This window comes from Corallococcus exercitus (genome assembly GCF_042231735.1).
GTDB classification, from domain to species: domain Bacteria; phylum Myxococcota; class Myxococcia; order Myxococcales; family Myxococcaceae; genus Corallococcus; species Corallococcus exercitus_B.
Genome location: NZ_CP102577.1, coordinates 1,419,617 through 1,445,066, shown reverse-complemented (window position 1 = coordinate 1,445,066; position 25,450 = coordinate 1,419,617). Strand labels below are relative to the sequence as shown.

20 protein-coding genes are annotated in these 25,450 nt (G+C 69.1%); 8 read left to right on the top strand and 12 right to left on the bottom strand.

Annotated elements, in window-relative coordinates:
- Positions 1-253: 253 nt before the first annotated feature.
- Positions 254-721 (top strand): hypothetical protein, encoded by a 468-nt coding sequence (locus NR792_RS05375; protein WP_375758987.1) that lies wholly within the window; start codon positions 254-256, stop codon positions 719-721.
- Between the two features lie 24 nt (positions 722-745).
- On the opposite strand, the gene NR792_RS05370 is transcribed toward NR792_RS05375, so the two are convergent.
- Positions 746-1,216, bottom strand: coding sequence for a hypothetical protein (locus tag NR792_RS05370; RefSeq protein WP_375758986.1), 471 nt, complete (start codon positions 1,214-1,216; stop codon positions 746-748).
- A gap of 298 nt (positions 1,217-1,514) precedes the next feature.
- Here NR792_RS05370 and NR792_RS05365 point away from each other — a divergent pair, with 298 nt between their 5' ends.
- The 4 genes from NR792_RS05365 to NR792_RS05350 are packed head-to-tail and all read left to right on the top strand — an operon-like array spanning position 1,515 to position 8,500.
- Positions 1,515-3,362, top strand: coding sequence for a hypothetical protein (locus NR792_RS05365; RefSeq protein ID WP_375758985.1), 1,848 nt, complete (start codon positions 1,515-1,517; stop codon positions 3,360-3,362).
- Between the two features lies 1 nt (position 3,363).
- On the top strand, positions 3,364-4,365 hold the full coding sequence (locus NR792_RS05360; protein WP_375758984.1) for a hypothetical protein: 1,002 nt from the start codon (positions 3,364-3,366) through the stop codon (positions 4,363-4,365).
- An 8-nt stretch (positions 4,366-4,373) separates the two neighbouring features.
- On the top strand, positions 4,374-5,966 hold the full coding sequence (locus tag NR792_RS05355) for a DUF1501 domain-containing protein (protein ID WP_375758983.1): 1,593 nt from the start codon (positions 4,374-4,376) through the stop codon (positions 5,964-5,966).
- Positions 5,967-6,004: 38 nt separating this feature from the next.
- Positions 6,005-8,500, top strand: coding sequence for an Ig-like domain-containing protein (locus NR792_RS05350; RefSeq protein WP_375758982.1), 2,496 nt, complete (start codon positions 6,005-6,007; stop codon positions 8,498-8,500).
- A 48-nt stretch (positions 8,501-8,548) separates the two neighbouring features.
- Here the strand turns inward: NR792_RS05350 and NR792_RS05345 are convergent, their stop codons facing one another.
- From NR792_RS05345 to NR792_RS05310, 8 genes are all read right to left on the bottom strand, one after another.
- Positions 8,549-9,298 (bottom strand): metal-dependent hydrolase, encoded by a 750-nt coding sequence (locus NR792_RS05345; RefSeq protein WP_375758981.1) that lies wholly within the window; start codon positions 9,296-9,298, stop codon positions 8,549-8,551.
- Between the two features lie 51 nt (positions 9,299-9,349).
- On the bottom strand, positions 9,350-10,207 hold the full coding sequence (locus tag NR792_RS05340; protein WP_375758980.1) for a helix-turn-helix domain-containing protein: 858 nt from the start codon (positions 10,205-10,207) through the stop codon (positions 9,350-9,352).
- A gap of 302 nt (positions 10,208-10,509) precedes the next feature.
- Positions 10,510-14,598, bottom strand: a complete 4,089-nt coding sequence (locus tag NR792_RS05335; RefSeq protein WP_375758979.1) for a hypothetical protein — start codon at positions 14,596-14,598, stop codon at positions 10,510-10,512.
- 470 nt (positions 14,599-15,068) lie between these two features.
- Complete coding sequence (locus tag NR792_RS05330; RefSeq protein WP_375758978.1) at positions 15,069-15,521, bottom strand: C-type lectin domain-containing protein; 453 nt, start codon at positions 15,519-15,521, stop codon at positions 15,069-15,071.
- Positions 15,522-15,558: 37 nt separating this feature from the next.
- Positions 15,559-16,314 (bottom strand): hypothetical protein, encoded by a 756-nt coding sequence (locus NR792_RS05325; RefSeq protein ID WP_375758977.1) that lies wholly within the window; start codon positions 16,312-16,314, stop codon positions 15,559-15,561.
- A 46-nt stretch (positions 16,315-16,360) separates the two neighbouring features.
- Positions 16,361-17,107: an SGNH/GDSL hydrolase family protein gene (locus NR792_RS05320; protein WP_375758976.1), complete on the bottom strand. Its 747-nt coding sequence runs from the start codon at positions 17,105-17,107 to the stop codon at positions 16,361-16,363.
- 124 nt (positions 17,108-17,231) lie between these two features.
- A complete protein-coding gene (locus tag NR792_RS05315; RefSeq protein ID WP_375758975.1) occupies positions 17,232-18,173 on the bottom strand; it encodes an alpha/beta hydrolase in 942 nt (313 codons plus the stop codon).
- A 37-nt stretch (positions 18,174-18,210) separates the two neighbouring features.
- Positions 18,211-18,810, bottom strand: a complete 600-nt coding sequence (locus tag NR792_RS05310) for a TetR/AcrR family transcriptional regulator (protein ID WP_375758974.1) — start codon at positions 18,808-18,810, stop codon at positions 18,211-18,213.
- A gap of 90 nt (positions 18,811-18,900) precedes the next feature.
- Between NR792_RS05310 and NR792_RS05305 the strand changes: the two genes are divergently transcribed.
- Complete coding sequence (locus NR792_RS05305; protein WP_375758973.1) at positions 18,901-20,262, top strand: amidohydrolase family protein; 1,362 nt, start codon at positions 18,901-18,903, stop codon at positions 20,260-20,262.
- On the opposite strand, the gene NR792_RS05300 is transcribed toward NR792_RS05305, so the two are convergent.
- Both NR792_RS05300 and NR792_RS05295 read right to left on the bottom strand, forming a co-directional pair.
- Positions 20,244-20,813: a hypothetical protein gene (locus NR792_RS05300; protein WP_375758972.1), complete on the bottom strand. Its 570-nt coding sequence runs from the start codon at positions 20,811-20,813 to the stop codon at positions 20,244-20,246. The two genes, NR792_RS05305 and NR792_RS05300, sit on opposite strands and share 19 nt — an antisense overlap.
- Before the next feature lie 103 nt (positions 20,814-20,916).
- Complete coding sequence (locus tag NR792_RS05295; protein WP_375758971.1) at positions 20,917-22,164, bottom strand: sterol desaturase family protein; 1,248 nt, start codon at positions 22,162-22,164, stop codon at positions 20,917-20,919.
- A gap of 66 nt (positions 22,165-22,230) precedes the next feature.
- On the opposite strand from NR792_RS05295, the gene NR792_RS05290 reads away from it, so the two are divergent.
- On the top strand, positions 22,231-22,818 hold the full coding sequence (locus NR792_RS05290; RefSeq protein ID WP_375758970.1) for a Crp/Fnr family transcriptional regulator: 588 nt from the start codon (positions 22,231-22,233) through the stop codon (positions 22,816-22,818).
- A 70-nt stretch (positions 22,819-22,888) separates the two neighbouring features.
- Positions 22,889-24,481, top strand: a complete 1,593-nt coding sequence (locus NR792_RS05285) for a DUF4034 domain-containing protein (RefSeq protein ID WP_375758969.1) — start codon at positions 22,889-22,891, stop codon at positions 24,479-24,481.
- Between the two features lie 48 nt (positions 24,482-24,529).
- On the opposite strand, the gene mtgA is transcribed toward NR792_RS05285, so the two are convergent.
- Positions 24,530-25,429: a monofunctional biosynthetic peptidoglycan transglycosylase gene (gene mtgA, locus NR792_RS05280; RefSeq protein WP_375758968.1), complete on the bottom strand. Its 900-nt coding sequence runs from the start codon at positions 25,427-25,429 to the stop codon at positions 24,530-24,532.
- Between the last annotated feature and the right edge of the window lie 21 nt (positions 25,430-25,450).

The window sequence follows — 25,450 nt, the reverse complement described above, 5'->3', positions numbered from 1 at the left end:
GAGCGCCCGTGATCAGCGGCGCGGCCCAGGACTTTGCGTGGAACGTGCCAGCGCGCGTTCAGGCGCGGCGCAGGAGTGCACGCCAGGGGAACACGGGGATGGAACAGGGGATGACGCGTTGCCTGGACACGCGTGCGCGTTCTGGCGGAACGCACGGCTTCAGCGAGAAAGAATGCAAAAGAATTCCCCGGGGGCTTTCCCTGGGGGGAGCGGCGGTCCGCACTCCCGCGCCCCGCTTCCTTCAGGAGCCTCCATGTTCCGGATTCCGTCCGTGTGCCTCTGCCTGTTCGCCTCGCTCGCCATCGCCGACGAGTCCGCGTCGAAGCCCGCGCGGCTCACCGTGGCCCAGAAGAACGGCTGGGCCACCTATGACGCGGAGCTGAAGAAGAAGGAGGACGCGGTCAACAAGGCCTGCGGGTCGGCCGTGAAGAGCAGCTACGACCGGACGACCTACCCCGCCTTCGACCCGATGAAGGACCGGACCCAGAGCGCCTGCCAGATGGCCGTGGGCACCCTGGTCGAGGTCTGCCGCACCCCGGATGGCAAGGCGGCGGTGAAGGAGGCCGTTACCCAGACGGTCTGCCGGCTGTCGACGGAAGGCACCAAGGTCTCGCTCGACGGGAGCGTGCTGATCATCCACATCGACCCGGAGAAGAGCTCCATCACGGGCAAGCAGCCCGGGAGCTACAGCTGGAAGAGCGCCTACGAAGAGGTGCTGTAGCCTCCACCCGGGCGGGCGAGGCCCTCAGTCGTGACGGGCGCTGGCGCTGCGCGTGGCGACACCGGCCTTCAGCCGCCGCGCATGGGCCCGGGTAATGAACGCCCCCATGTGCACGCCCGCCTCCTCGAAGCGGACCGCGGCGCGCTCGAGCGCCTCGTCCAGCGACGCGACCACCTCATGCTGGTCCGTGGAGGGCCGGACGAAGCTGGTGACGGCCCTCGCGAGGCGCGCGGTGGCCGAGTTGATCACCACGAAGAAGCCCTTGCAGTACTCGCGAGCCAGGTCGGCGTGCTGGGTCTGATGATCCGCCAGCATCATCCGCTGTGAATGGGTCAGCGGACGGGACCGGGAGAAATCAATCACCAGGACGTAGGGCTCGCGTCGCTTGATGAGCTTGGAAAGGCTCTGGAGAAGGCTCTCCATCTCCGGGTCCGTCGTGGTGTCGCCGCGTTGGACGATGACCAGAGGCCAGAGCGCTTCATCGAGGATGTACATAGGGGAGAGGTCTCAACCGGCGAGGAAAGCGGCCAGCGCCATGTAAGCCGGGAACGCGGAGTCGCGTCAGGGACTTCCGGTGAAACAAACAACACCCTGGCGCTGGCCTCGCCCCTGTGCGGACGCGCGTTGAGATTGAGCTCGACGCCAGGACGTGCGTCGGGTGTAGCGCGCGGACCTCAAGCTGTGGTGGACACTCCCCCGTTCCGCCACGGCGCAGGAGCTTGGAAACCGCCCCTGCCCACTCAGAGCGCTCGCGTGAAATCCCCATGGCATATGGCTTGCCAAAGGGCCGCGGATGCCCCATCGAAAGCTCCCTCCCCCAGGGCTGGCCACCGCGCGAGACGCGTGCGCGCTGCTGTGGCTCCTCCCGTTCCTTTTCTGGCTGGGCTGCTCCGGCAATATCGGGCCCGCCGGACCCACTCCGAATGGCGAGGATGCCGGCTGCGTCGAGCCCCCGCCCGCGGATGGCTCCGACGCGGGCGTGCCGGCCGACGTGCTCGTCCCCAGCCGCCTGCTGCGGCGCAGCGCGCTGGCGCTCAGAGGCGAGCCTCCGACGGATGAGGAGTACGCCGCGCTGGAGGCCGCCGGGAGCGAGGCGGCGCAGCGCGCCTACGTCTCCGCCTTCGTGGACCGGACGCTCCAGGAGCCCACCTTCTACCGGACGCTGTTCGAGACGGCGCGCGACTGGTTCAACATCCCGCCCGTGGGGCCGACGGCGGATCCGCCGGAGTATGGCCTGCAGCAGCAGCGCTCCATCGTCCGGTGCCCCGAGGGCACGCCGAAGGCGGGAGCGTGGAAGTACTTCCGCGACGACAAGGATGCCTGTCTCGGCCTGAAGCCGGATGGCACGCCCGCGGAGGAGCGCTCCCTCGAGGCGTGGTGGGCCCCGGGCGCTACGACGAGGCTGGTGGGCTTCGCGGCGAGCGTGTCCCCCACGGGGCAGACCTACGACGCGAGCGGCTTCCCGGTGACGGTGAACTGCGCCACCGCGGGCCCCGTCGCGAACTGTGGCTGCGGGCCCGCCGCCGCGCGCTGCCACGCCGACACGGGGAGCTATCCGGGCTGGGAGGACTACGGGCTTCACAGTCCACAAGGGCAGCGGCGGCTCGTCGCCGAGGAACCCGCCCGGCTGTTCGCGCACCTCGGTTGGCACGACCGGCCGATGACGGACCTCATCCTCGGCAACTACTCCGTGGGCCCCACGCGCCTGCAGGCCGCCTACGTCATGCAGGGCCTCGCCGGCGAGTTGACGTACCTGCTCGAGGACGACTCCTGGTGGAGACCGTCGCGCTTCGCCAGCGCACCGGTCGACCCCGACCACCGCCAGGGCGACCCGACAGCCTGGCGCGAGTACTCCGTGCCGGCCCGCAACCCCTTCTTCCTGGAGGAGCGGGACTACCGGTACGACCCGCGCACGCAGTCCACGGCCATGAAGGGCATCCCCGCCGCGGGCATGCTCACCAGCCTCGGCTTCCTCGGCGCCTACCCCCGCGAGCGCGTGCGCGGCGCGCGGGCGCTGGAGATGCTGGCCTGCGAGGAGCTCTCCCCGCCGCAGGGGCAGGAGTTCAACGAGTACAAGCGGGACCCGGGCACGGAGGGGACCTGCCAGCACTGCCACCGCCGGTTGGACCCCGCGGCCATCCACTTCAAGCGCTTCGCGAAGGTGGGGCACGGCTTCGAGGGCCATGGCGCGACCTACCCGATGCCGGGTGTGGGCAAGGTGTGGCACTGGCCCGCGCGGTGGCGCACCGGCGAGTACCCCTATCACTCGGATCCGTTCAGCCACTGGAACCGCTGGTACATGCCGGACACGCTGCTGACACCCGTCACGCAGGCCCAGGCCGACGCGAATCCGGAGGCCGTCTTCATCGACTTCCTCCCGGCGGAGCACACCCTGCTGGGCCAGACGAGTGACGGGACGGTGGGGCCGCTGGGTTTCGCCAAGCTCATCGTCGCCTCGGGCTCGTTCGACCGGTGTGTCGTGCGTCACCTGCACGCGCAGGTGATGGGGCGGGACATCGACCCTGCGAAGGAGGCGGGCTACCTGGAGGACCAGGTGGCGCGCTTCATCTCCGGAGGCCGCAAGGCCCGCCCGTACGTCAAGTCACTCACGCAGTCGGACCTCTTCCAGAGGGGGCGCTGACATGAACCGCTACGCATGGCTCCTCGTACTCCCCTGGATGGCCGCCTGTAGTTCGGAGGTGACGCCGTCCACCCCCCGCTCCCAGACGCAGTCGGCGTGCGGCACGCCGGCGACCTCGGAGACCCTGCGCGTCATGGAGGGCCTCAAACCGCACTGCGAGGGCTGTCATGCGCAGGGCGCGCGCGGCTACTTCGCCTCGGTGGAGGCCTTCCAGGGCCTGCTCGTCGCGGATACGCGGCTGGTGAAGGCCGGCGACCCCGACGGAAGCGAGCTGCTGCGGCTGCTGGAGGGCCGGGGAACCGGCGGCTTCAAGCAGATGCCCATCGGCCAGAAGTCCTACGCGCAGCTCGTCTCGGAGGGCACCGCGAAGCTCTCCGTGGAGGCGGTGCGAGCCTGGATTCAAGGGCTCGGCACGCAGCAGCGCGATGCCCGGCCGGACCGCGACGCCCCGCGCATCACCCGCATGAGCGCGGACCAGATGCAGCGCGCGCTCTACCAGCAGCTCGGGCTGGGGTACGACGACTTCTTCGTCAATGCGAAGGAGTTCGGCTTCGACATGGCGGAGTCCCGGGGCGAGGAATACCTCCCGCTCCAGTCGCCGGACGCCATCCCCGCTCCCCGGCAGTACATCAGCGGCGAGCGATTCCATGGGCTGGGGGGAGGCTCGGTGATGAACCAGGTCTCCGCGGACCGGACCCCTTCGCCCACGCTGGCCCTGACGCTGACGCAGGTCTCCCAGCGCTGGTGCCGCAGGGCCCTGGCCCGGCAGGACAACACGGCGCTGTTCCCGAACGGCGCGGCGCGCACGGCGGACCCGGCCGACGTCAAGGCCACGCTGAAGCGCTGGTCGCTCCACTTCCTGGGAGAGCGCTTCACCGACGCGCAGGTGGACGAGCTGTACACGGACGTCTTCGTGCCGCTCGCGACGCCGACTGACACCGAGCCCGCCTACGTGGGCGTCTGCTCGTACTTCATCCGCCACCCGCACTGGATTTTCTACTGAGGCCCGCCATGAAGCTCTCTCGTCGCAATCTCTTTCAAGCGGCCTTCGGGGCCGCGCACGTCGGGCTGATGGCGCGGTATGGCCTGCCGTCGGCGATGGCGCAGTCGGCGTCGGGCCGGCCCACGAAGATGCTGGCCATCTGGCTGGTGGGCGGACTCCATTGGGAGTCCTTCTTCGCGCCGATGACCCGCGCGGGCATCCAGAAGTTCATCCCTCCCGCGCAGGGAGGCAACTACGCCTACGGGTACAACCCCGAGCAGGTGGAGCACCTGGACCGCTCTCCAGTGGACCTGATGTCCCCCGGGCCCGTGCGCAAGCTGCGCGTGCCCGTCTACTGGAACTGGTCCAATCCCGCGGACAGGAACGGGAACAACCCCGTCGTCGGCAACGCCCAGGTCTACCGCCCGGAGGGGTACGTGTGGGCCAACCCGGCCTACAAGCTCTACGAGAAGGCGGTGCTGCTGGTGGGCGCGGACCAGGGGACGGCGGCGCACGCGAGCGGCCTCATCGCGAGCATGTCCGGTGTCGCCGGCTCCACCTTCCGGGCTCCGTCGGTGCAGGCCGTCGTGGCCAACGCGATGGCGTCACGCTTCCCGGACCGGCCCCTGCCCAACGTCGCCCTGGGTGGGCCGCTGCCGATGGCGCTCGGGCTGCCCGCGCTGGCGAACCCGACGCTGCTCTCCTCCAGCGCGAGCGTGGAGCCCACGCTCTCCGACCGGCGAGACGGCACGTGGCACGGCCTGCGCGCGCGCAAGGACGAGCCGGACCTCGCCTTCGATGGCACGCCCATGTCCGGCGCGGTGCCCGCGACGGCGGTGGACTCGGCCCTGCTCAAGGCGGTGCGCCGCGAGCGAGGCACCTCCAGCGCCGGAACGGACGGGTACCTGGAGCAGCTCTACGACACGTACAAGGGCGCCAGCCGCACGATTCGCCGGGACATGCTGTCGGTGCTGGAGAAGACGCCCGCCTGGGAGAAGCTCAAGGCCGACCCCGCGTATCCCGAGGACTGGATGGCCTGCACCGGCTATGCGGATGCCTGCGGCACGATGCCGTCGATGGGGGACTATGCGTTCGCGCTCCAGTTGCTGAAGTCCGACCTGGTGTCGACCGTCAACCTGCGGGCAACGAGCATCGAGGGCTTCACCTTCGACTCCCACTTCGTCAACGGCCAGATCGTGCATGCCCAGTACCTGCGCATCGCCCTGGAGATGGTGGGGCGCATGTGCCTGGAGATGAGCCTGACGCCGAGCCGCTCGGACCCGTCGCGTTCGCTGCTGGATGAGACGCTCGTGTACGTCTACAGCGACTTCGGGCGGACGTTCCCCAAGGTGGGCAGCGACCACCACCCCGCGACGTGTGCCCTCCTGGTGGGAGGCGGCATCCAGGGGAACCAGATGATCGGCGGCTACGACGAGCGGATGGACGGCTCGCCCATGGGCATTCCGGTGAGGCTCGTCGAGGAGTCCGGGGACATCGCGACGCGGACGCCGACCTCGCAGGACGTCGCGGCGACGGTGCTCCGCGCCTATGGGCTCGTGCCCGGAAAGGACTTCTTCATCCCGGGCGGCTACGGCGTCTTCGACGGCGTCGTGAGGAGCTGAGTCAGTACCGCGGTGCCCCCCAACAGGACTGGACACAGATGCCCCCTCCCTCGCTCGTTCGAAGCCTTGTCCTCGGTGTGTTGATTCTGGGCTCAGCCGGCTGTTCCGGCGGCTCCACTTCGTCCAATGACGGCGGAGTTGTCGCGGAAGCGGATGCGGGAACCGACGCCGGTGCCGATGCAGGTGCCGACGCCGGTTCCAGCGCCTGCGCTCCGAGGCCCGCGCTGCCCGCCGCGCCCACGCAGCTCGTCGCGGCGAGCGTCTCCCCCTTCGAAGTCTCCCTGACGTGGGCGCCGTCGACGACCGCCTCGGTCAAGCGCTACCGCGTGTTGCTGGGGGCGGGGCAGGTCGGACAGGTCGAGCGGCCGGCCTTCGCCCACCGCCCGGTCGTCCCGGGCGAGACGTACACGTACACCGTCACGGCGCTCACCGACGAAGGGGGAGAGAGTCTTGCGTCCAATCCGGTGACGGTGACGATTCCGAACCCACCCCCCGATGCGCTCTCCGAGCTGGCGCCGGGGCACTGGTACGAGTTCCCGAACTCGAACCTGCGGGCCGCGGCCCTCTCCCCCGCGATGCATCCGTGGCTCGGCTGGGGCGAGGGCATCAGCGGAATCATGAACGACTGGTCGAGTGGTGCCCTCGACACCCAACGCGACCGGCTCTACATCACCGGCGGCGGGCACAACGGTTACTACGGCAACGAGATCTACGGCTTCGATCTGCGGACGGGCGCGTGGGTCCGCCTGACCGACCCGGATCCGGTGAGCCCCGGAGCGGAGTGTCCCGACCGGGCGCTGGGCGTCAATTGCGCCATCCACACCTATGATGGGCTCGAATACCTGCCTCCGCCCTTCGACCGGTTCCTCGCGATCGGTTGGGATGGCTGGCCTCAGACAGCGCTCAACCTCGACACCCGGCGCTGGGAGAATCACCCCGAGCTGCCACAGCTCGGGACGCGCACCGGCGCCAACTCCGCCTACGACCCCAACACCCGCGTCCTCTGGTACCACTCCGGCGCGGAGGCGGTGTCGGTCTGGGATCCCGCCACCGGCAGGTGGACCATCCGCGGCGAGGCGGATCAACTCGGCTATTACAAGAACGCGGTCGTCGATCCCCGGCGCAAGCTGTACGTCGAGGTCGGTCAGGGCTCCACCGACACCTGGACCATCGACGCGCTGGGGAAGTTCGTTCCGAAGCGCACGCGGCTGGCGACCACGGGCGCGCGGGAGATTGAAGCGGTGGGAAATCCCGGCGTCGACTACGACCCGGTGACCGACCAGCTCGTGGCATGGAACGGGGGCGGGGACATCTACACGCTGAACCTCGACACCCGCGTCTGGACGAAGCGTGCGGCGCTGGGCACGGTGGTGCCCGGACCGGCCAACCTGAACGGGACGTTCGGACGGTTCCGCTACGTGCCGAGCCTGAATGTCTTCGTGGTGGTCAATACCGTCGACACCCATGTCTTCGTCTACCGGCTCGATAAGCGACCTGCGCGCCTGTTGCGGCGCATCGACGTGACGGCGCCTGACGCGAAGGTCGAGGTGAACTCGACCGGCAAGCTGGGGGTGACGGCGGTGTTCCAGGACGGAACCTCGGTCGTCCCCACCTCGGGAATCACGTTCAGCTCGCTCGACCCGGAGGTGGCGACCCTGGAGGAGGACGGCACCTTCCGGGCCATCAACCCGGGCCGGGCCCGGCTGCAGGCCAGCTACACCGACCCCCTCACCCGGCGCGGGCTGGTGGGCGCCCGGGTCATCGAAGTGGTGCCGATGACGGGCGACGTCGTGCTCGACGCGTTGACGATTCAGCCAGCGTCGACGCTCACGGTGGCTCGCGGCGGGACGGCGGGCCTCACGGCCGTCGGCTCCTACCACCGCGGCGCCGACCGCTTCACCCGCGACGTCACCTGCGAGGCCACCTGGAGCTCCGACGGCGCGTCGATCGCCACGGTGGCCGACGGCACGGTCAGGGGAGTGTCGGAGGGAACGACGACGCTCCACGCGAAGGTCGGGACGGTGGATGCCCAGGCGACCCTCGAGGTCATCCCGCGAGCGACCCAGGAGCTGATCGCGCTGAACTTCCAGCCTCCTGGACCGCCGATGGTGACGGGCTGGGCGGTGGCCGACGACTCCGCCTTCAACGCGACCCGCGGTTGGGGCTGGCAGGACGCGGCCGGTCTCCAGACTCGAGGCGACCGCAAGGGCACGCAGGATGCGCGCCTCGCCAGCTTCGTGCTGACGACGCAGACCGGAGCCAGGTTCCGGCTCCAGGTTCCCGATGGCCGGTACCACGTGGCGGCGTCCGTGGGAGACAACAACTTCGGCATGGGTCTCGCGAGCGTGGAGCTCGAGGGCTCGGGCATCGTCTACGGCGTCGGCACGGGGAACACAGCGGGGGCCGGCATCGTCGAAGCCACTGGCGGCAAGGGCCTCGTCTTCGACGTCGTGGGGCCCATCAACTGGCTCGCGGTGATGCGGGTCAACGGCATGGACTTCAACGAGGTGCTCGCCGCGGCGAAGACCTGGTAGAGGGCGAAGCGCCGGTGTCTCGTCGCCGTCCAGGAGAACAGGGCCCGCTCAAAGTGACGCGGCGGTCCCCGGGGTGAGCCAGCGCACGCGCGAGTCGCTTCCGAGCGCCTCGCGCGCCTGGGCCTCGGTGGCCAACGTCTCGAAGGTGCCGAAGTGCATGGGCACGATGATGGAGGGGCGGAAGTACTTGCGCACCGCGAGCGCCGCGGTCCTGGGGTCCATGCCGTAGCGCCCGCCGCCCACGTTGAGGAGGACGATGTCCGGGTGCAGCAGCTCCTGCACCAGCGCCATGTCGCCGAACAGCCAGGTGTCGCCCGTGTGGTAGAGCGAGCGCCCACCGGGAAGCACCAAAACGTAGCCCAGGGGCCGCCCGTCGGGCTCGCACGAGTGCATGGCCGGCACCGCGTGGACCGTGACGTCCCCGATGCGCGTGGAGCCGCCGACGTTCACCGTGTGCTGCTGGGCCTCCGGCACCTTGAGCCAGCGCAGCGTCTCCCCCGTTCCGACCACCGGAGCCCCGCTCAGGCGCGCCAGGGTGTGCACGTCCTGCGCGTGGTCCCCGTGCGAGTGCGTGAGCAGGATGGCCGCGGGCGGGGTCCGTGCGAGGCGCGCGAGGTCCTTCCAGGCCTCGGGCGCGCGCGGGTTCTCCTTCAGCCAGGGGTCGATGAGCAGGCGCGTGCCTCCGGGCGAGACGACCTCGAAGCCGGCGTGGCCGAGCCAGGTGACGCGGAACTCCTGGGGCGGCGGGTTCGGCGCGGCGCCGAGCAGCGTGGCCAGGAGGGACAGGGAGAGGAGCATGGTGCGGGACCTCGCGAAGGCTCCGGCGGCGGGACCGACCCGGCGGCGGGCTCAGCGGCGAGGATGGGGCACGCGCTGCGCGCCCTTCTTGGGCGAAGTTGACGTGCCGCGCACGGCGCGAGCGTAGGCCCCCGGGCTCGTGCCGACGATGCGCACGAAGTGCCGGTGCAGCTGGCTCTGGTCATAGAGCCCCACCTCCAGGGCCGCGCGTGCGGCGGGGACGCCCCGGGCGAGCAGCTCGCGAGCCCGCGAGACACGCAGGTGCGTGAGGTAGGCATGGGGCGTCAGGCCCAGCTCCTGACGGAAGGTGCGCAGCAGGTGGAATCGACCCAGGCCGGAGGCCACCGCGAGCGCCTCCAGGCTGACGCCTTCCACGACGGAGGCATGCAGCAGGTCGCGAGCACGCAGCGCCGCGCGGCGAGCCCGGGGCACCGCCTCCGCTGACGCGCTGACGTTCGTCCCCAGCAGCGCCGCGAGCATCCCGGCGAGCAGGCATTGCAGCGAGAGCGCGTCACTGGCCGGCTCCCTCAGCGCCGCGTGCAGGGCCAGCGCCTCGGCGAGCCCGCTACCGCCGGAGAGCGCGGGCAGGTGGGGCGGTGAGCGCAGCCCGAGCTCGCGCGCGGCGTCTTCCACCACCGGAGCCTCCAGGGTCATCGACTGGGCGGTCACCGGCGCATGCACGCGCAGGTCGCGGTGCACCTCGCCCGGCTCCTTCAGCTTCAGCACTCCCTCGGCCTGCGTCCATGCCCGCCCGCGGTACCAGAAGTCGAAGGAGCCCGCGTAGACCACCGTGACGCCGTAGCGCGTGGAGACACCGGACCACAGCCGCGTGTCACCCGTGACGCGGACCCCTTCCACTCCCGCGAGCCGCGAGGGCAGCACCACCAGGCCAGGAGCGTCACGTCGCATCGTGCCCCCTGTATGGGCAAGTCGGGGAGCTGACGGGGAACCCATGAGCCGCACACCGGGCCGGCGCGGAACCAATTCATCTCCAGCAGACACATGCCTGCTCAGCCCAAGCCCCTTCCCTGTCAGGACACGGCATCGGATGAGGGCTGCAGCGGTGCTGGCAGCTGCAGCCCTTGCTTTGGCTCAACCCCCTGCGCTTTGGGATGGCCCCTGCGCTGGAACTCGCTTCGCAGGCCCAGAGGGCAGCCCCAGGGCGCTTGGGAGGGGCCGCGCCAGGTACTCCTCTCTCACGAAGAGCCCGCTCATGACCACTCGGGATGCTTCAACAGTCGGCCCATGCTCAGCGCGGCGGGCAACTGACCCTGCGGAGCAGCGCTGTAGCCGGTCAGCGAGTCCAGAGCGCCTTCGAAGAGTTCGTGAACCAAGTTGGCCAGCACCCAGCCCAGGTGTTCGGCGGTCCCCAAGCCTTCAAGCCAAGCACGAACCGCTGGGACTGCGGCCACGACCGTCCGGACGTCCGCCCCTTCTCGATGCCATTCACGTAGGAGCCCCCATGGATGGTACTGAACCCAGTCCGGCTCCAATTCCTCGGGAATGGTGACACCGAGAATTCGAGCCTGAACGAGCAGGACCAAGACTTCCTTCTGCCCCAGACTGGTCGCCGAGAGAACGCCCCTCACCGCTTCTAGATTCTCCGCTGCCATTGTCCCCAACGCGCGGAGGGCTGACGTGGTGATGGCCCTCTCACCACTGAGGATGCAGTCCACCAGCAGGGCCACGTCGACCTGCTCCCGCCGATGCGGGTAGCGCAACATCAAATCGCGAGCGGCCGCCACGGCCCATTGATGCCTTTGTCCCCTTGGGCTGTACAGTGGTTCGGCAGGGCGCGGCAAGAACTCGCGAATGAACACGATGACATGCTCGCTGTCATGCTCCATCAGGAAGGTGAGCAGCTTGTCCCCCACGTCCCATCCCGAGGCATTCGGCCGATTGGCCTTCAGATATGCCGCCAATGCCGCTTCCAGCGCGGCGTTGAATTCGAGCTGTGTCAGCGCCTGCGCCGCCGCATTGGCAACCACGAGGTGCCGCCCACTTTCCGGGTCGGCGTAGTCCTCCGCGTCCCAGGTATCATCTAGGAGATTGAGCAGAACACTGAGGCCACCAGCCCAGCGATTGTTGCCGATGGCCTCCGCCACAGCGGCACGGACCAATGCGCTCCTATCCGACGCCAGCGCGGTGATATCCGTCCAATCCGCATCCGTCGCCCCTTCAGCCAGTCCGAAGACAGCGGCCCGGCGGCAAAGATAGTGAGCATCCTTCAGTGCGTGACGCAGGAGAGGGCGGGCCTCCGGCTGCTTCGAAACGGCACAGGCGTATACCCCCAACACCCGGCTCGCGCGGTCATCGGTCAGGAGCAGGACTTCCGCAGGGTGGGCCAGGAACCTGCCGGCTCGCGCCAGGACAACCAGGGCATGGCCCGCGAGTCTGGAGTCGCTGGACAGCGCCGCTGCTTCCAAGCGCGAGAGGTCGCCGTTCTGGAGGAAGACCTCGGCAGCCCGCAGACTTTCGTCATCGCGGCGCCGCACGGCTTCCAGCGCATCAAGGGCCGCCCGTCCAACCCCGAACTGCTCATTCCATGAGGGCAGGAGCACTTCAGCCAAGCCCGCCCCCCAGCTGGCCGCTAGCACCTCGAGTCGCCGTTCCACGGGAAGCGTCGGAACCACGGCCAGGATGCGCTTGCTCGCGAGGTCGTGCTTCCAAAAGTTGCGGGCCATTGAGACCAGGGGCGGCAGGTCCTGGGCGGGCACTGTCGCAAGGTTCTTAAAGGCTTCCTCCAGCAGCTCCACGCTGTTGGACCGCACGACCGCACGCCAAGCCACGTCCCGCTCGTAACGGGTTGGAGCCCCATCAAGCAGTGCCTTCAACTCCTGGGCGGAAACAACTGTGGGGGCCTCTTCAATAATCTTGAGCCATCCTGGCCGGAGCCGCTCCTTCAATGGATGGCTGGCGAGAAGCGTCCAGTCCGAATAGCGCCTCACCCAACGGACCACCGTCTCGAAGGCAGAATACACGCTTGAGTAGTCATCACTGACTTCATCGCGAAGAAAGTCCGCGGACCGGGGTTGGAGGATGTACTCCCCCCACTCCTCACCAGGCGCCCGAATGGACCACTTCTCTTCCCGGGACTGCCATGCGGTCAAGCAGCGCTGGAGCACTGCACTCACCGGTGCCCCACTTTGGAGTGCTCCCCAGGCTAGCGCATCCGCAGTATGGCTCGGGATGGACAGGGCTCGCTCCAGCCCTTCAAGGAACACCTCTGGCAGTTTCCATCCCAGCGACTCGACGAAGCTTGAGAACTCGCTATATCCGATCCGACCGCTGTGCCCAGATCCCAGGAGCCATGCGATATAACGCTGCATGACGTAACGTGCGGAGTCCGATTGCGAGACCGATTTCCGCTGTTGTTCATTCCAGCGTGGGGCCGTCCATTGGAGCACCCCTAAGCGCTTCCTGATGAAGGTGAAGAGCGCCTTGGCCAAGAGGTTGAGAGGACCCTCTGCGGTCGAAACCTTGGCGAAGTCACGGAGTGACTGGTCGAAAGGCACCACAGAGGGTGCACTCAGGACCTGCTGCTCCAACCACAAATTGACGGCATCCATCCGCCCACCGGTGATGCCTGAGCACGCATCCTCATGGATCTTGAGAACATGAACCGCCGCCTTGAGTTGGCCCTCTACAATCAACTGCTCGGCCAAGGAAATCTTGACGTCAACCACCGCGTCGGCATGGCGCGTGTCGCGCCATGCCATCTCCAGCCCCTCTTGGATTCGCGGATGCGCTCGATACGTGTCCTTCGCGAGTTCGGTCAACGACCTCCGCGCCTTCAGCCATTCCAGCAAGACAAGACTGTTGGCGGCCCGGTTGGGCGCAGCACGACCGACGAGCCTTGAGTAGTCCTGAACGGACTTCCGGCTCACCGCTCCGCCCTCGGAGAGAAGGGTCCAGAGGACCAATGCTCCTAAGACCGTGGGTTCTCCCTGGGAGACGACTTCCTTTGCTAGACGGTCACCGATCGTCTCCACTTCCACCTTTCTGGCCAGGGCCGAGAACAAACCAGGGCTTGGCGTTTCTTCGTCTTCAAGGCGATCGATGAACTCAACGAGCACCATCGGATTTTCGAAACGCAAGAGGAAGTCGTCGTAGTTCTGCTTCAACCACTCCCAGCGCCATGAAGAAGGACTCTTCATTCGCTTGAGCGCTAGTTGCCACCTGACTTCCGGTGAGTAGTGCTCCGGCTGGAGAACTACTGCGTGGGCCTCCAGTTTCTGCTGCTCAGATGGAGAGGTCAGTCGCCGGTAAAACGCCCAAGTGGAGGTCCAGAGGAACTTCTTGTCGGGGTTCGCGAAGTGCAACCGGGAGGCAAGGTCGCTTGCCCAGCCCTCCCTGTCCGAGAGGGGTCCATACCTGCCCCACGGATCCTCGAAGTAAAACAAATGCCTGCCCGGAACCGCGAGAAGACGATCTACCTCGGACCAGGATGGGTCCTTCCGGAACTCAAACGGAGATTCCTGTTGACGTAGATCATCGATGAGTTGGTCGGCGCACAGAGTTTTTCCAAGCCCCGAATCCCCCAGGAGAAACGCCGTATGGCGTTGGTCCAGCTGTCCCGCCATTTTCGAAAAGGAGTCGGGAGGAACGAACCACGCGAGTTGAGGTGGTGCATGCAACCGCCCGCCAATCTCCGGGTCGGTAATCACATCTTCGAGCTCCTTCCGGGTCCATTCGGCGGGAGCCTCGCCCTTCAACCGCTCCCAAACGCGTAGCGCCAACCGGTCGAGGCACGCATCGACCTTTGTGGACGGCACGTGGCCATAACGGCGCAGGAATTCGCCGCAGCGGTTCACGACCAACTCATCTGGCAACTGGTCCAACAGGCAGATCCGCTGGGCCAGCGCGGTCAAGTTCAACCCCAGCTCCCGAGCAGCCTTGGCAAGCTCATCAGGAAGTGATGGCTCCCGGGGAACAGCGCCGAGTTCATCCACACGGAACGTATCCAGGTGGTTGCCCGCAGCCTGTGACGTCGTCACAAGCAGGAAGCGCACTCCAGGGTCCTTAAGGAGATCAAGCGGTGGACGACGGATCCTCCCATCCTTCTGCCTTTGCGCTCCCCTTCCTACCATGAGGCTCACGAAATCAGGGGTCGACCAAGGCCTCCCCCGCGATTTGACCTGGACATGCAGGCTGACTCCCTCCAGGGAGCTGACGGAACTGATCCGGGCACGCTCATTGTTCTCAGGGGACGCAAGAACGGCTTCGATGTCTTCCTTGTCCTCCGGCTCGATAATGATCCGGTCACAAAGCTTTCGTCGCAGCATGAGGTCCAGCGCCATCCAGACCGTGACCCGTGTCTGGTAGCGGTACCCCCGTATCGCGGAGAGAGGGCCACTCATGGGGCATTCACCTGGGAAGCAGTGATTCGAGGCATGGTCGTGCGCGTCCGGGCTCGTGTGGGCCGGCATCCAGCCTGACGCGGAACTCCTGCCGGCGCCAGGTGAACATCGCGGCCCTCGCACATGGAGAACCCGCCCGCTGCTATGTCCCTCGCGCCTCGGGCATCATGCGTTCGTGACGCTTTCAAGAACTCGCAGGACGCTCGTTCTTCCAGCCTTCTTGCAGCGACTGCTTGCGCGACCGCTCCCGGGGCCACAGTCAAGGCCTCGCCACCGTGGGTGGTCGCCATTTCCGTGCCCCTGGTGCCGCCGCCCCCGCCGCCTGAGGACGTGTATGCCGATACCGCCTGGATCCAGCAGCGCACCGCGCGGAAGGAAGTGGTGGCGCTCAACCTGCGCTCCGCTGCCCACTACGAGGGGGACTGGTTGGTCGTCCCGCTCGTGGCGCTGCCTGTGTTCGTCGCGCTGTAGCTGAAGCTTCCCCGGTTGCCCGTCGGCGCCGGATCGCGCTCGCAGATGAACGGCAAGGTCATGGGGCAGTAGTAATCCTCCCATTGCACGCCGAACGGGCCGCCACCTTCCGGATACCCGTACCGGGCCGCGCCACAGTCCTCTCCCCAGAAGTCGTCCGGCTGCCCGGGCTTCCAGTTCGTGTACGACGAAGCGGGACCATCCCAGATGAAGGACCCTTCGATGGCCAGATCGTTCAGGCCCATCCACCAATAGCCATAGTTGCCCGACACTTCGAGGCTCTGCACGTGCGAAGCAAGGAAGGCATCCTCCGCCGCGTCGTTGATCGTCACGAGCTTGTACCCGTTGATCGAACAGAGCGCCTGCGCCCTCTTGCTCTCGACTGACTTCACTTGAGCGGGGTGTCTTCTGCCCTCTGGGTGACGGTCCTCATGACGTCTGCTCGCAGGCCTCGCCGTCGCAGAGAATCCTCGGGGTCACTCCCTGGCGTCTGACCTCCAGGAGCGTCCGTCTCAACATGCAATGCGAGCCGCCTTCCCAGTCGCCCACCAGGAGCGGGTGTTCGACCTCGGCGAAGGTCGTGTTCTTGAAGGCCACGGAGCGGACGATGCGGGTGCCGTGCTTCTTCGCGCAGTCGCTTGCGTCCGGGGCATCCGGGCCGTCCAGGAGCCGCCGTTCGGGGACACCGGGCAGGCGGAGGATGAGCCCCCTCCCCGTGGCCGTCACGCGCCAGGAGCCCGTCCCGTCGCGTTTCCCCTCCGGGATGGCCGTGTAGCCTTCACGCTCAAGGAGGAAGCGTCGGAACAGGCGTTGGGACGCGTTGAACGGCACGGGCAGCTCGGGGTCGTGGAACGCCCCCTCCTCGTCTTCCATTGGGAAGATGACGTAGGTGAAGAGGTCCACGGGCGCCTCACCGCCGTGGCGCTGGTAGCGAACGCCCCGGCGGTTCGCCATGTCGTCGGGAATCCGCGTGAGCTTCGACACCACGACAGTGCCGTCCTTCCCCTTCAGCATGACCCATGGGTGCTCAAGGGGAGCGTCCGAGGGCAACGCTCCGGCTTCCTTGACGAAGCGTTCGTACCGCGACGCGATGTCGGGATGGATGACCGGGGTGTTGGAGGCGGGCTCGGCGGCGGAGGCGCTGACAGAGAAGACCCACGCTGTGGCGAGGAGGGCACGCGGCATGCCGTGAGCTTAAAGCTCATGGGCCCCCTCCCGCCCCTGTCGGCTTTCAGCGCGGCGCGGGGGGCAGCCAACCCGCGCCGCGCATCGCCTCGAGTGTCACGTCAGCCAGTTGCTGATAGCCGGCGGGGCTCGGGTGGAAGCCGTCGGAGGAGAGCCACTCGGCGTGTCCGGCCAGCGCTCGGGAGGCGGGCAGCAGGTCCACCACCAGGACGCGGGGGCCAAAGGCGTGGGCCGTGGCGCTGATGGCCGCGTTCCACGCCTTGACCTGCTCGCGCAGCCTCACGCGCATCTCCGGCGTGGCACGCGAGCCGGCCAGGGTCGCCAGGTCCGGGACGTTGAGCAGCACCACCCGGGCCTCCGTCTCTTTCATCAGCCGCTCGAGCGTGGCCTGGAGGGACTTCTGGTAGCTGGGCAGGGGCGAGGGACGCAGGGCGTCGTTCACCGACAGCCACATCGTCACGAGCGTGGGCTTGAACGCGATGGCGCGGGGCACCTCGACGTCCACCGCCTCCGAGAGCGTGATGCCGCTGCGGGCAAAGCGGTCATAGGCCGTGTCCCCGGGCAGCGCCGCACGCAGGCGCGCGGTCCAGTTCTCACTCGCGGGTGAACGGCTTCCGACGCCCACGGTGTCGGATGCACCCAGCGCGGCGTAGCGGATGGGCATGCCCAGCGGCGCGGAAGCGCGTGGCGCCTCCGTGGAGGTGGGCTGTTGCTCTGAGGGCTGGGCTTCGGCCAGCGCGGCCGGGCCCGGCCCGAGCATCGCGGCCAGGGGCAGCAGGAGGAGTTTGCGCATGGAGGAGAGGGTGGCCCTTCCGCGGAATGCGGCGGGAAGGAATGGGTAGCCGTGGCGCGAGGCCCGCGCAGCCACCGTGCATGCGCGGACGGTGGACCGGACGTTCGTCTCGCGAGCAGGCGGCTCAGCGCCCGTGCGCCCCGCGTGGTGTCAGCCCTCGCGCGGAGGCCACCGCCGCCAGCAGCTCCGGCCCGGGCCAGGCGTTGGCCGGCCGTCCTTCCGCGAGGAAGTCCACCGCCGGCGCCAGCACCTGCGGCGCATAGAGGATGCGGAAGTGCCCCAGCCCTTCCGTGCGCGTGAGCTTCGCGCCCGGCCACGCGCGCGCCACCGCTTCGCCTGCCGCCAGCGGCACCTCGCGGTCCCCCACGTCGTGGAAGATGCGCAGCGGCACGTCCAGCCCCGACGCGAAGGCAGGCAGCGCCAGGTCCGCCAGCCGCATGTCGAAGCGTGCCTCGATTCGCGCCGCCATCCGCCGCCACAGGGCCTCCGACAGGCCCACCGTGTCCGCGAAGGCCCGGATGCCCGCCAGCGGATCCGCGGGCGGCGAGATGAAGACCGCGCGCTCCACCTTCATCCCGTCCCGCAGCGCCACCGCCGTGGCCGCCGCGCCGAACGAGTGCGCCACCACCGCGTAGGGCCCACCCGTCGCCTCTCCCACCGCCGCCACCATCCCCGCCAGCTCCGGCAGCGAGCTGGTGCGCCCGGAGGACGCCCCGTGCCCCGGCGCGTCGTACGTCACCACCGAGAAGCCCGCGTCCACCAGGGGCTGCACGAAGGCCGTGAGCTGCCCGCCGTAGCCGCTCCACCCGTGCACCAGCAGCACCCGGGGGCCCTCGCCCCAGCTCCACACCGCCACCTCCTCGCCCTCCACCCGCAGCACCCGGGGCTGGCCCCGCGCCAGCACCGCCTCCGCCGTGCGCGAGCGCCGCGGCCGCTGGGGCGTCAGGAACAGCCGCTCCGACCACGCCGCCGCCAGCCCGGGCGCCACCGCTCCCAGCCCCCGCGCGGCCGTCCGCACACCCCACAACGCCATCTTCGTCCGAACGTTCGTGCTATTTTCCGCCATGATGAGGTCCTCCTCGAAGAACACGGCAACGACAGGGTCAGGAAGTGGGGGCGCGCGCGGCGGTGACGAGCGCGTCGAAGGCCCGGCGGGCTCGCGCCTCGGCCTGGGGGTCCCGCATCAAGCGCTTCGCGTGGTGGAAGCCCAGCATCACCGCGTACTGGTCATGGGCGAACTGCTCCACGTCCAGCGCCTCGCGGAAGTGCCCCTCCGCCACGGCGATGCGCGCGGCCTGGGCCAGGCAGTCCAGCCAGTCCCGCTGGCTCTGCACCAGCGTGTCCCGCGCGGGCCCGGGCGCATCGTCCAGCTCCGCCGCCGCCGCCACAAAGATGCAGCCGCCCTCGAGCAGCTTGTCCCGGTCCCACGTGAGCCAGCCGTCGAAGAGCGCCCGCACCCGGGGCTCGCCGCGGGCCTTGCCCAGCGCCGGGCGGACGACGCGCTCGGTGAAGACGGCGGTGGCCGCCTCCAGGACCTGCACCTGCAGCTCCGTCTTGGACTTGAAGTGCGCGAACAGGCCGCTCTTGGAGAGGCCCAGCTCCTCCGCCAGCCCCCCGATGCTCAGCCCCTGCAGCCCCACCCGGCTGGCCAGCCGGACGGCCGTCTCCAGGATGGTCTGATGGGTGAGCTCGCCCTTGCGCATGACCTCTTCATAGAACGGTCGTGCTTTTCGTGCAACCCTCACCGCTGCGATGGCAGCCTCCCCCCCCACCACGCCCCCAGGAGCCACGCCTTGTCCTCCCGTTCCCGACGGCTGTTGACGACTGTCCTTGGCGCGTTCCTCCTGTGGGTCCTCCCCCTCCCGTCATGGGGCCTGGAGCCCTCCGCCGGGAAGCCTCCCCGCATCGCCCTGCGTGCCGCGAGGCTCTTCGATGGAAAGAGCGACAGAAGCCTGCCGGACGCGGTCGTGCTCATCGAAGGCTCGCGCATCCAGGCCGTGGGCACGGGCCTCTCCATCCCCTCGGGGACACAGGTTGTTGACCTGGGCGACGTCACCCTGCTTCCCGGGTTGATCGACGCGCACTCGCACCTGCTGCTGGACCTCGACACGGAGAGCGGCGGCGACGGCATGCTCACCACCCTTGCCCAGAGCAGCACCGCCGAGCGCGCGCTCCTGGGTGCGAAGCTGGGCCGTGAGATGCTCGAGGCGGGTGTGACCACGGTGCGCGACGTTGGGAACTCCGGGCTCAACGGGGACGTGGCGCTGCGCAACGCCATCCAGCGCGGTTGGGTGCAGGGCCCGCGCATCTCCGCCTGCACCCGCGCGCTCGCTCCTCATGGCGGGCAGCTCCCCACGCTCCAACCTCCGGCTCAGCCCCTCATCGAGCAGGAGTACGTCACCATCTCCGGCGTGGAGGAGGCGCGGCGCGCCGTGCGGCAGGCCATTTCCGACGGTGCGGATTGCATCAAGGTCATCGTCGACAACGGGCACAACGTCCTCTCGTTGGAGGAGCTGAAGGTCATTGTCGACGAGGCCCACCGCGGGAAGCGGCCGGTGGCGGCGCACACCACCCTCGACGAGAGCATTCGCGCCGCGGTCCAGGCAGGCGTCGACTCCATCGAGCACGGGTACTCCCTCCCCGAGGACGTGGTCGCGCTCATGGTCCGCAAGCGCATCTTCCTGGTGCCCACCGACGGCTCGTTGGAGGACTGCGACGCCTTCGAGGCCAGGGCGGGCGACGCGGAACGCCAGCGTCAGATGAAGGAGCGCTGCAGGAGGAACATCACCCGGGCCCATGAGCGCCTCCGCCGCGCGGTGGCCGCTGGCGTTCGGGTTGCCGCCGGCTCGGACATGTACATCGCGATGCCGGGGCTGACCCGAGGGCAGGCCAGCGTGAAGAGTTTCATCGCCTATGCCGAGGCGGGCCTCAAGCCCGTGGACATCCTGCGCGCGGCGACCATGAACGCGGCGGAGCTGCTGCGCATGCAGGACCGGCTTGGCTCGCTCGAACCGAACAAGCTCGCGGACCTGCTCGCGGTGGAGGGCGACCCGCTGAAGGACCTCCGCGCGCTGAAGCAGGTGCGGTTCGTGATGAAGGACGGACAGGTCGTCCTGGACGCCCGGGCCCAGAAGGGTCAGATCATCTGGCAGTAGTAGAGGGTCATGGACTCACACCACCAGCCGGCGCACTTGGCGCCCCGGATGAAGTGGTTCGCGGGGGCCATGAAGGTGGACTTGCCGTCGGCGATGGGGTCCGACCAGTAGCAATAGCCGGCTGAGCGTCCGGAGATGGGCGTGCACTCCAGCGAGACGCTGTCGCAGTAGCCGCCCGAACACGACAGGCCCGTCACCCAGGAGCCGTTGGGACAGATGGTGGGCCGCGTTGACTCCTCGGAGAAGGATGCGGTCCAGGTGGGATAGCCCTGCGTGGTGCCGCTCGGGGGGGTGTTGCACCCCAGCCTGACGTTGTCGCAGAAGGCGTGGCTGCAGGACGCGCCGTAGGCCAGCGCGTTCCCGGCGCACTCGGCCGGAGCCAGTTCCTCCGAGGTGTAGTACCAGCCCCAGACCTCCTGCTCCTGCACCTGCAACGAACCCTCCGGCCCCGACACAGGGACCTCCTCCGGGCCAGATTCGGAGACGTCCTCCGGGCCACAGGCCGTGAGCGTGAACAAGGTCAGTGCCGCCGCCATCCATCGTCGCGTCATGGTTTCCGTTCCCCTCGATGAAGCTGCTGAGCGGATTACGGCGCGCGATAAAAATATTCTCTCTGCGATGGATCCCTCCGGCCCGCTCCTTCGTCAGGTGCTGTCAGCCTGGGAAGGAGGTCGGCTGGGACCTCTGGCTGGAGCCCCCGCGCGCCACCCGCAGCCAGACCAGCGACACCAGCAGCCACGACGCCGTGAGCGCGCTCCACGCCTGGGGCGCGCTGGCCCAGGTCAGCCACAGCGTCACCCCCACGCCCATGGCGAGCACCCGCGCGAGCTCCAGCGGCTCGCTCCACCCCTTCGACTCCAGCATCCCGCTCCAGGCGGTCGCCATCGCCCAGAGCAGCAGGCTCAGCGCGACCTTCTGCCAGCCCGACAGCGGTGAGGCATGGTGGCTCACCAGGAGCATGAACGGCATCGACGCGAACAGCTGGAAGACGAGGTAGCCACGCACGCCGGGCAGCTCCCGGGAGTGGTACTTCACCTCCCTGCCCTCCTGCTTCCAGTATCCCAACGCGCGCGGTGGAAGGTCCGCGGGCCGCCAGCCCGTGGGCATCACCCAGAGGCGCAGCCGGTCCCAGTGGCTCTTCGTGGCGACGGCGTCCGCGACCAGCCGGGCCCACGCCTGGAAGTTGATGGCCGTCGGGTCCCAGGTGTTCGCCGGGGTGGTCAGCCCGTAGGAGCACGGCTCGGTCTCCTCCGCGTAGGTGCCGAACATCCGGTCCCAGATGATGAGGAAGCCCGCGTAGTTCTTGTCGATGTACGCGTCGTTGCGCGCGTGGTGCACGCGGTGGTGCGACGGCGTGTTCAGCCACGACTCCACCCACCCGGGGAGCTTGGGGATGACCCGCGTATGGGGGATGAACTGGAGCACCAGGTGGAAGGCCACCATCGCCAGCACCGCCTCCGGCGGGAAGCCCACCAGCACCAGCGGCCAGTAGAAGAGGAACGAGAAGAGGCGCTGGGTCACGCTCGCGCGCAGGGCCACCGCGTAGTTGAGCTCCTCGGTGGAGTGGTGCGGCGAGTGGGCCGCCCAGCCGATGTTGGTGCGGTGCCCGAAGCGGTGGAACCAGTAGAAGAGGAAGTCGACGCCCAGGAAGAGCGCCACCAGCGACAGCGGTGACGATGCGTCCAGCCGCCACGGTGCGTACTGGCCCAGCTGCGTGAACAGGGGCAGCACCAGCAGGGCCACCGCGACGTTGACGCACTGGTTCATCACCGCCGTGCCCATGCTCGCGATGGAGTCCTGGAAGCTGTAGTAGCCGTTGCGCCGCGCGACGCACCAGGCGAACTCCGCCAGGGCCAGGGCAATCACAAAGGGCGTGGCCACGGCATAGACGTTGAGGGGCATGCCCCCGGTATATGTTTGCCGGAGCCGCCTCCGCCTTAACCCAGGTCAAGCCCCGGTCCCCGCGACGTGAGATTCCCGAAGCTCTTCGAGCGCCTCGCCACCCTGGCCCCGATTCCTCCCGAGCAGTGGGCGAAGGCCGAGGCCGTGGCGAAGGAGCAGTCGCTCGCGAAGCGGGAGCTCTTCATGCGTCCGGGAGACGCGGCGGACCGGTTCGCCGTGGTGCTTCAGGGCGTCTTCCGGGGCGTGCGCGTGTCACCGCGCGGGGGCGAGTCCATCAAGGCCTTCCGCGCCGAGGGCGAGCTGATTGGCGCCTATGCGGAGATGTTGCAGCGGCTGCCGTCGATGACCGCGATTGAAGCGCTGGAGCCGAGCCACGTGCTGGTGTTCCAGACGCAGGACTTCCAGGAGCTGGAGCGGGGCCACGTGTGCTGGGAGCGGCTGGCGCGCCGGGTGGCGGAGCAGCACTTCCTCCTCAAGGAGCGCCGGGAGCAGGAGTTCCTGGAGCTGTCCGCGGAGGAGCGCCTGGTGAAGTTCTGGGAGGAGCACCCCCACCTGAAGGGAAGGATTCCCCAGCGCGACGTAGCGGCCTACCTCGGCATCACCGAGGTGGCCCTGAGCCGCATCATGTCCCGGCGCCGCAAGCGGGCGGAGTGAGCGGGCCGCTGCGCAGAAGACGGCCGGGATGGCACCTGCGCGGCCTGCCTTTGCTACGGTGCTACGCACCATGATCTCCCTTCGTACCGCGCTCGGCGCGGGAGTCCTCTTGCTGGGCCTGGGTTCCGCGGGGCTTGCCGTGCATGCCTTCCAGGCGAAGCAGCGCGCCGCGGTCGACGCGCGCATCGCAGCCCGCCAGGAGCCCGTCCTGACGCCTGCCCCGGGCCCCGCGCCCCGCGGGCTTCCCGTCGTGGCGCCGGCCGGGGTCAAGCAGGGCGAGGTGCCCCGGGGTCATGTGGACGGGGTGGCGCTGCGCGCGCTCCTGCTCCGCCGCCAGTTCGAGGATCTGACGCTGGCGGTCGAGCAGCTCCAGTGGGGCATGGAGTCGGACCCCCAGGACGAGCACTGGATGACGGACGGCATCCAGGCGCTTGGCAACGGGACCCCCGACTCGGCGGAGCTCCTCGACGCCTGGGTGGCGGCGTCGCCGCGCTCCTTCGCGCCCTACCTCGCCCGGGGTACCCACTGGGTGAACGTGGGCTACCTGCGGCGCGGGACGAGGTTCGTGGCGGCGACGGCGGAGGAGGAGCTCGCCGGGATGCGGAAGGCCTTCGAGCGTGCGGTGCCGGACCTCACCCGCGCCTGGGCGCTCCATCCGAAGGCGGTCGCGGCGGCGCGGCCGCTGCTCCACGTGGCGAACGCGCTCGGCAACCGCGAGGATCGCGAGCGCATCTTCGCCCGCGCCGCGGAGCAGTGCCCTTCCTGCGCGGACGTCCGGAGCGTCTACCTCCACGGACTGACTCCCCGCTGGGGCGGCTCCTACGAGGAGATGGACGCCTTCGCCGAGGCCCAGAGCCGCGCTCACCCCAAGCTGGGCTTCCTGCGCGGCTTCGCCGACTGGGACCGCGCGAATGATCCGCGGACCGAGGACGACAACGACCGGGAGCTGGTCCTGCTCGCCCAGGCGCTGTCGGCCGGTGACTACTGGGAGTTCCGGCTGGCGCGGGCGAAGCGGCTGCGCCGCACCGGGGCCCTGGACGCCGCGCTCGTCGAGGCGAACCGGGCCGTGGCCCTGCGGCCCGCTCGCGCGGACGTCTACTTCGAGCGCGCCCGGATCTTCGCTTCCAGCCAGAAGTGGGGACCCGCGGGAGAGGACCTCCTGCACGGCCTGCGGCTGGAGGAGACGGACGCCGACGGGCGGTCCCTGCGGCCTGGCGTGGTGAAGGGGCTGATCTACGCGGCCTGGGAGCAGCACGGGGCCGGACACCGCGAGGAGGCCCTGCGCCTGCTCGAGCTCGCGGGGGAACTTGCCCCGGGCGATCCCGAGGTGACGCGCTGGCGCACCCGGGTCGTAGACTCGCCGCTGCAGCCGCAGGTCAAGGAGCAGCAGGCCGAGATGCCCGAGGACTTCCGCGCCGTGCAGCAGCGGGACTATGCCCTGGCACGGGAGCGGCGCTTCGCGGAAATCCTCCCGCTCTGGAACGCCTTCCTCGCGCGCAATCCCGAGCACGGGCTCGCCTACCTCGAGCGCAGCGGGACGCACTACCACCTGCGCAATCTCGAGGCTGCGCTGTCCGACCTGAAGAGGGCGTGTGACCTGGGCATCAACGAGGGCTGTGCCCGTGCGCGCCAGATCGAGCAAGCCAGGGCCGCGGGCCGCTGAGCCTCAAGCCGCCCTGCCCTCTCCGGCGTTCGTGAAGCGGCCTTCGGATCAGCTCCCCGCGGGCAGCCCGGCGCCGGACTCCGCCACGAGGCCGGGCGCGGACGATCCGTTGAAGAAGCGCGACAGCTCGGCCTGGGCCTCGCGGGCTTGTGCCGCGCTGATGCGCCCTTCCCGCTCCAGCCTCCCGACGATGACGCCCGCGCGGGTGCGCAGGGTCTCGGGGCGCTGGGCCGGCAGCCAGCGGCGCGGCGCGGGCAACATGCCGGCGAGCATCGCGCCCTGCGCCACGCTGAGCGACCGCGCCGGGACGCCGAAGTGCTCGCGCGCCGCCGCCTCGATGCCGTAGACGCCCTCCCCCCACTCCACCACGTTCAGGTACAGCGCGAGGATGCGCTGCTTGGACAGATGGGATTCCAGCTGGCGCGCGAGCAGCAGCTCCTTCCCCTTGCGCAGCAGGCTGCGGTCCGTGGAGAGGTAGAGGTTCTTCGCCAGCTGCTGCGTGAGCGTGGAGGCGCCGCGCCCCAGGCGCGCCTCGCGCACAGACTGCTCGAAGGCGTTCTCCACCTCGGTCCAGTCCACGCCCTCGTGCCGGTAGAAGCGCGCGTCCTCGGAGATGAGCACGGCGTCCACGGCATGCGGGGCCACCGCGCCGAGCGACACCCAGGCCTGGCGCACGCGGGGCTTCTTGCCCGCCTCCAGCGCCTCGTCGGCTCGCTGCGCCATGAGCGCGGTGGTGCGCGGGTTCTGCGTCCGCAGGGAGGCCACGTCGGGCAGCCGCGCGAACTCCACCCCCAGCCAGAGGGCGAGCAGCAGCCACCCGGCGAGCGCCCAGCGGCCCCAGCCCGGGCCGGACTTCTTGCTCACGACGCGCCGGGCGCCGGAGGAGAGCTGCTTCGTCTTCTGCGTCCGGACGGTGGAGGGGCGCGCGGGGGGCGGACGGGAGGCCATCGGTGCACCTACATCTGCCCC

Bases quoted from the DNA above. Each gene is read 5' to 3' on its own strand.
- NR792_RS05295 (WP_375758971.1), bottom strand. From the start codon at position 22,164: ATGCCCCTCAACGTCTATGCCGTGGCCACGCCCTTTGTGATTGCCCTG.
- mtgA (WP_375758968.1), bottom strand. From the start codon at position 25,429: ATGGCCTCCCGTCCGCCCCCCGCGCGCCCCTCCACCGTCCGGACGCAG.
- NR792_RS05340 (WP_375758980.1), bottom strand. From the start codon at position 10,207: ATGCGACGTGACGCTCCTGGCCTGGTGGTGCTGCCCTCGCGGCTCGCG.
- NR792_RS05300 (WP_375758972.1), bottom strand. From the start codon at position 20,813: ATGACGCGACGATGGATGGCGGCGGCACTGACCTTGTTCACGCTCACG.
- NR792_RS05320 (WP_375758976.1), bottom strand. From the start codon at position 17,107: ATGCGCAAACTCCTCCTGCTGCCCCTGGCCGCGATGCTCGGGCCGGGC.
- NR792_RS05310 (WP_375758974.1), bottom strand. From the start codon at position 18,810: ATGCGCAAGGGCGAGCTCACCCATCAGACCATCCTGGAGACGGCCGTC.
- NR792_RS05370 (WP_375758986.1), bottom strand. From the start codon at position 1,216: ATGTACATCCTCGATGAAGCGCTCTGGCCTCTGGTCATCGTCCAACGC.
- NR792_RS05335 (WP_375758979.1), bottom strand. From the start codon at position 14,598: ATGGCGCTGGACCTCATGCTGCGACGAAAGCTTTGTGACCGGATCATT.
- NR792_RS05375 (WP_375758987.1), top strand. From the start codon at position 254: ATGTTCCGGATTCCGTCCGTGTGCCTCTGCCTGTTCGCCTCGCTCGCC.
- NR792_RS05365 (WP_375758985.1), top strand. From the start codon at position 1,515: ATGCCCCATCGAAAGCTCCCTCCCCCAGGGCTGGCCACCGCGCGAGAC.
- NR792_RS05360 (WP_375758984.1), top strand. From the start codon at position 3,364: ATGAACCGCTACGCATGGCTCCTCGTACTCCCCTGGATGGCCGCCTGT.
- NR792_RS05315 (WP_375758975.1), bottom strand. From the start codon at position 18,173: ATGGCGGAAAATAGCACGAACGTTCGGACGAAGATGGCGTTGTGGGGT.
- NR792_RS05345 (WP_375758981.1), bottom strand. From the start codon at position 9,298: ATGCTCCTCTCCCTGTCCCTCCTGGCCACGCTGCTCGGCGCCGCGCCG.
- NR792_RS05350 (WP_375758982.1), top strand. From the start codon at position 6,005: ATGCCCCCTCCCTCGCTCGTTCGAAGCCTTGTCCTCGGTGTGTTGATT.
- NR792_RS05285 (WP_375758969.1), top strand. From the start codon at position 22,889: ATGATCTCCCTTCGTACCGCGCTCGGCGCGGGAGTCCTCTTGCTGGGC.
- NR792_RS05325 (WP_375758977.1), bottom strand. From the start codon at position 16,314: ATGCCGCGTGCCCTCCTCGCCACAGCGTGGGTCTTCTCTGTCAGCGCC.
- NR792_RS05355 (WP_375758983.1), top strand. From the start codon at position 4,374: ATGAAGCTCTCTCGTCGCAATCTCTTTCAAGCGGCCTTCGGGGCCGCG.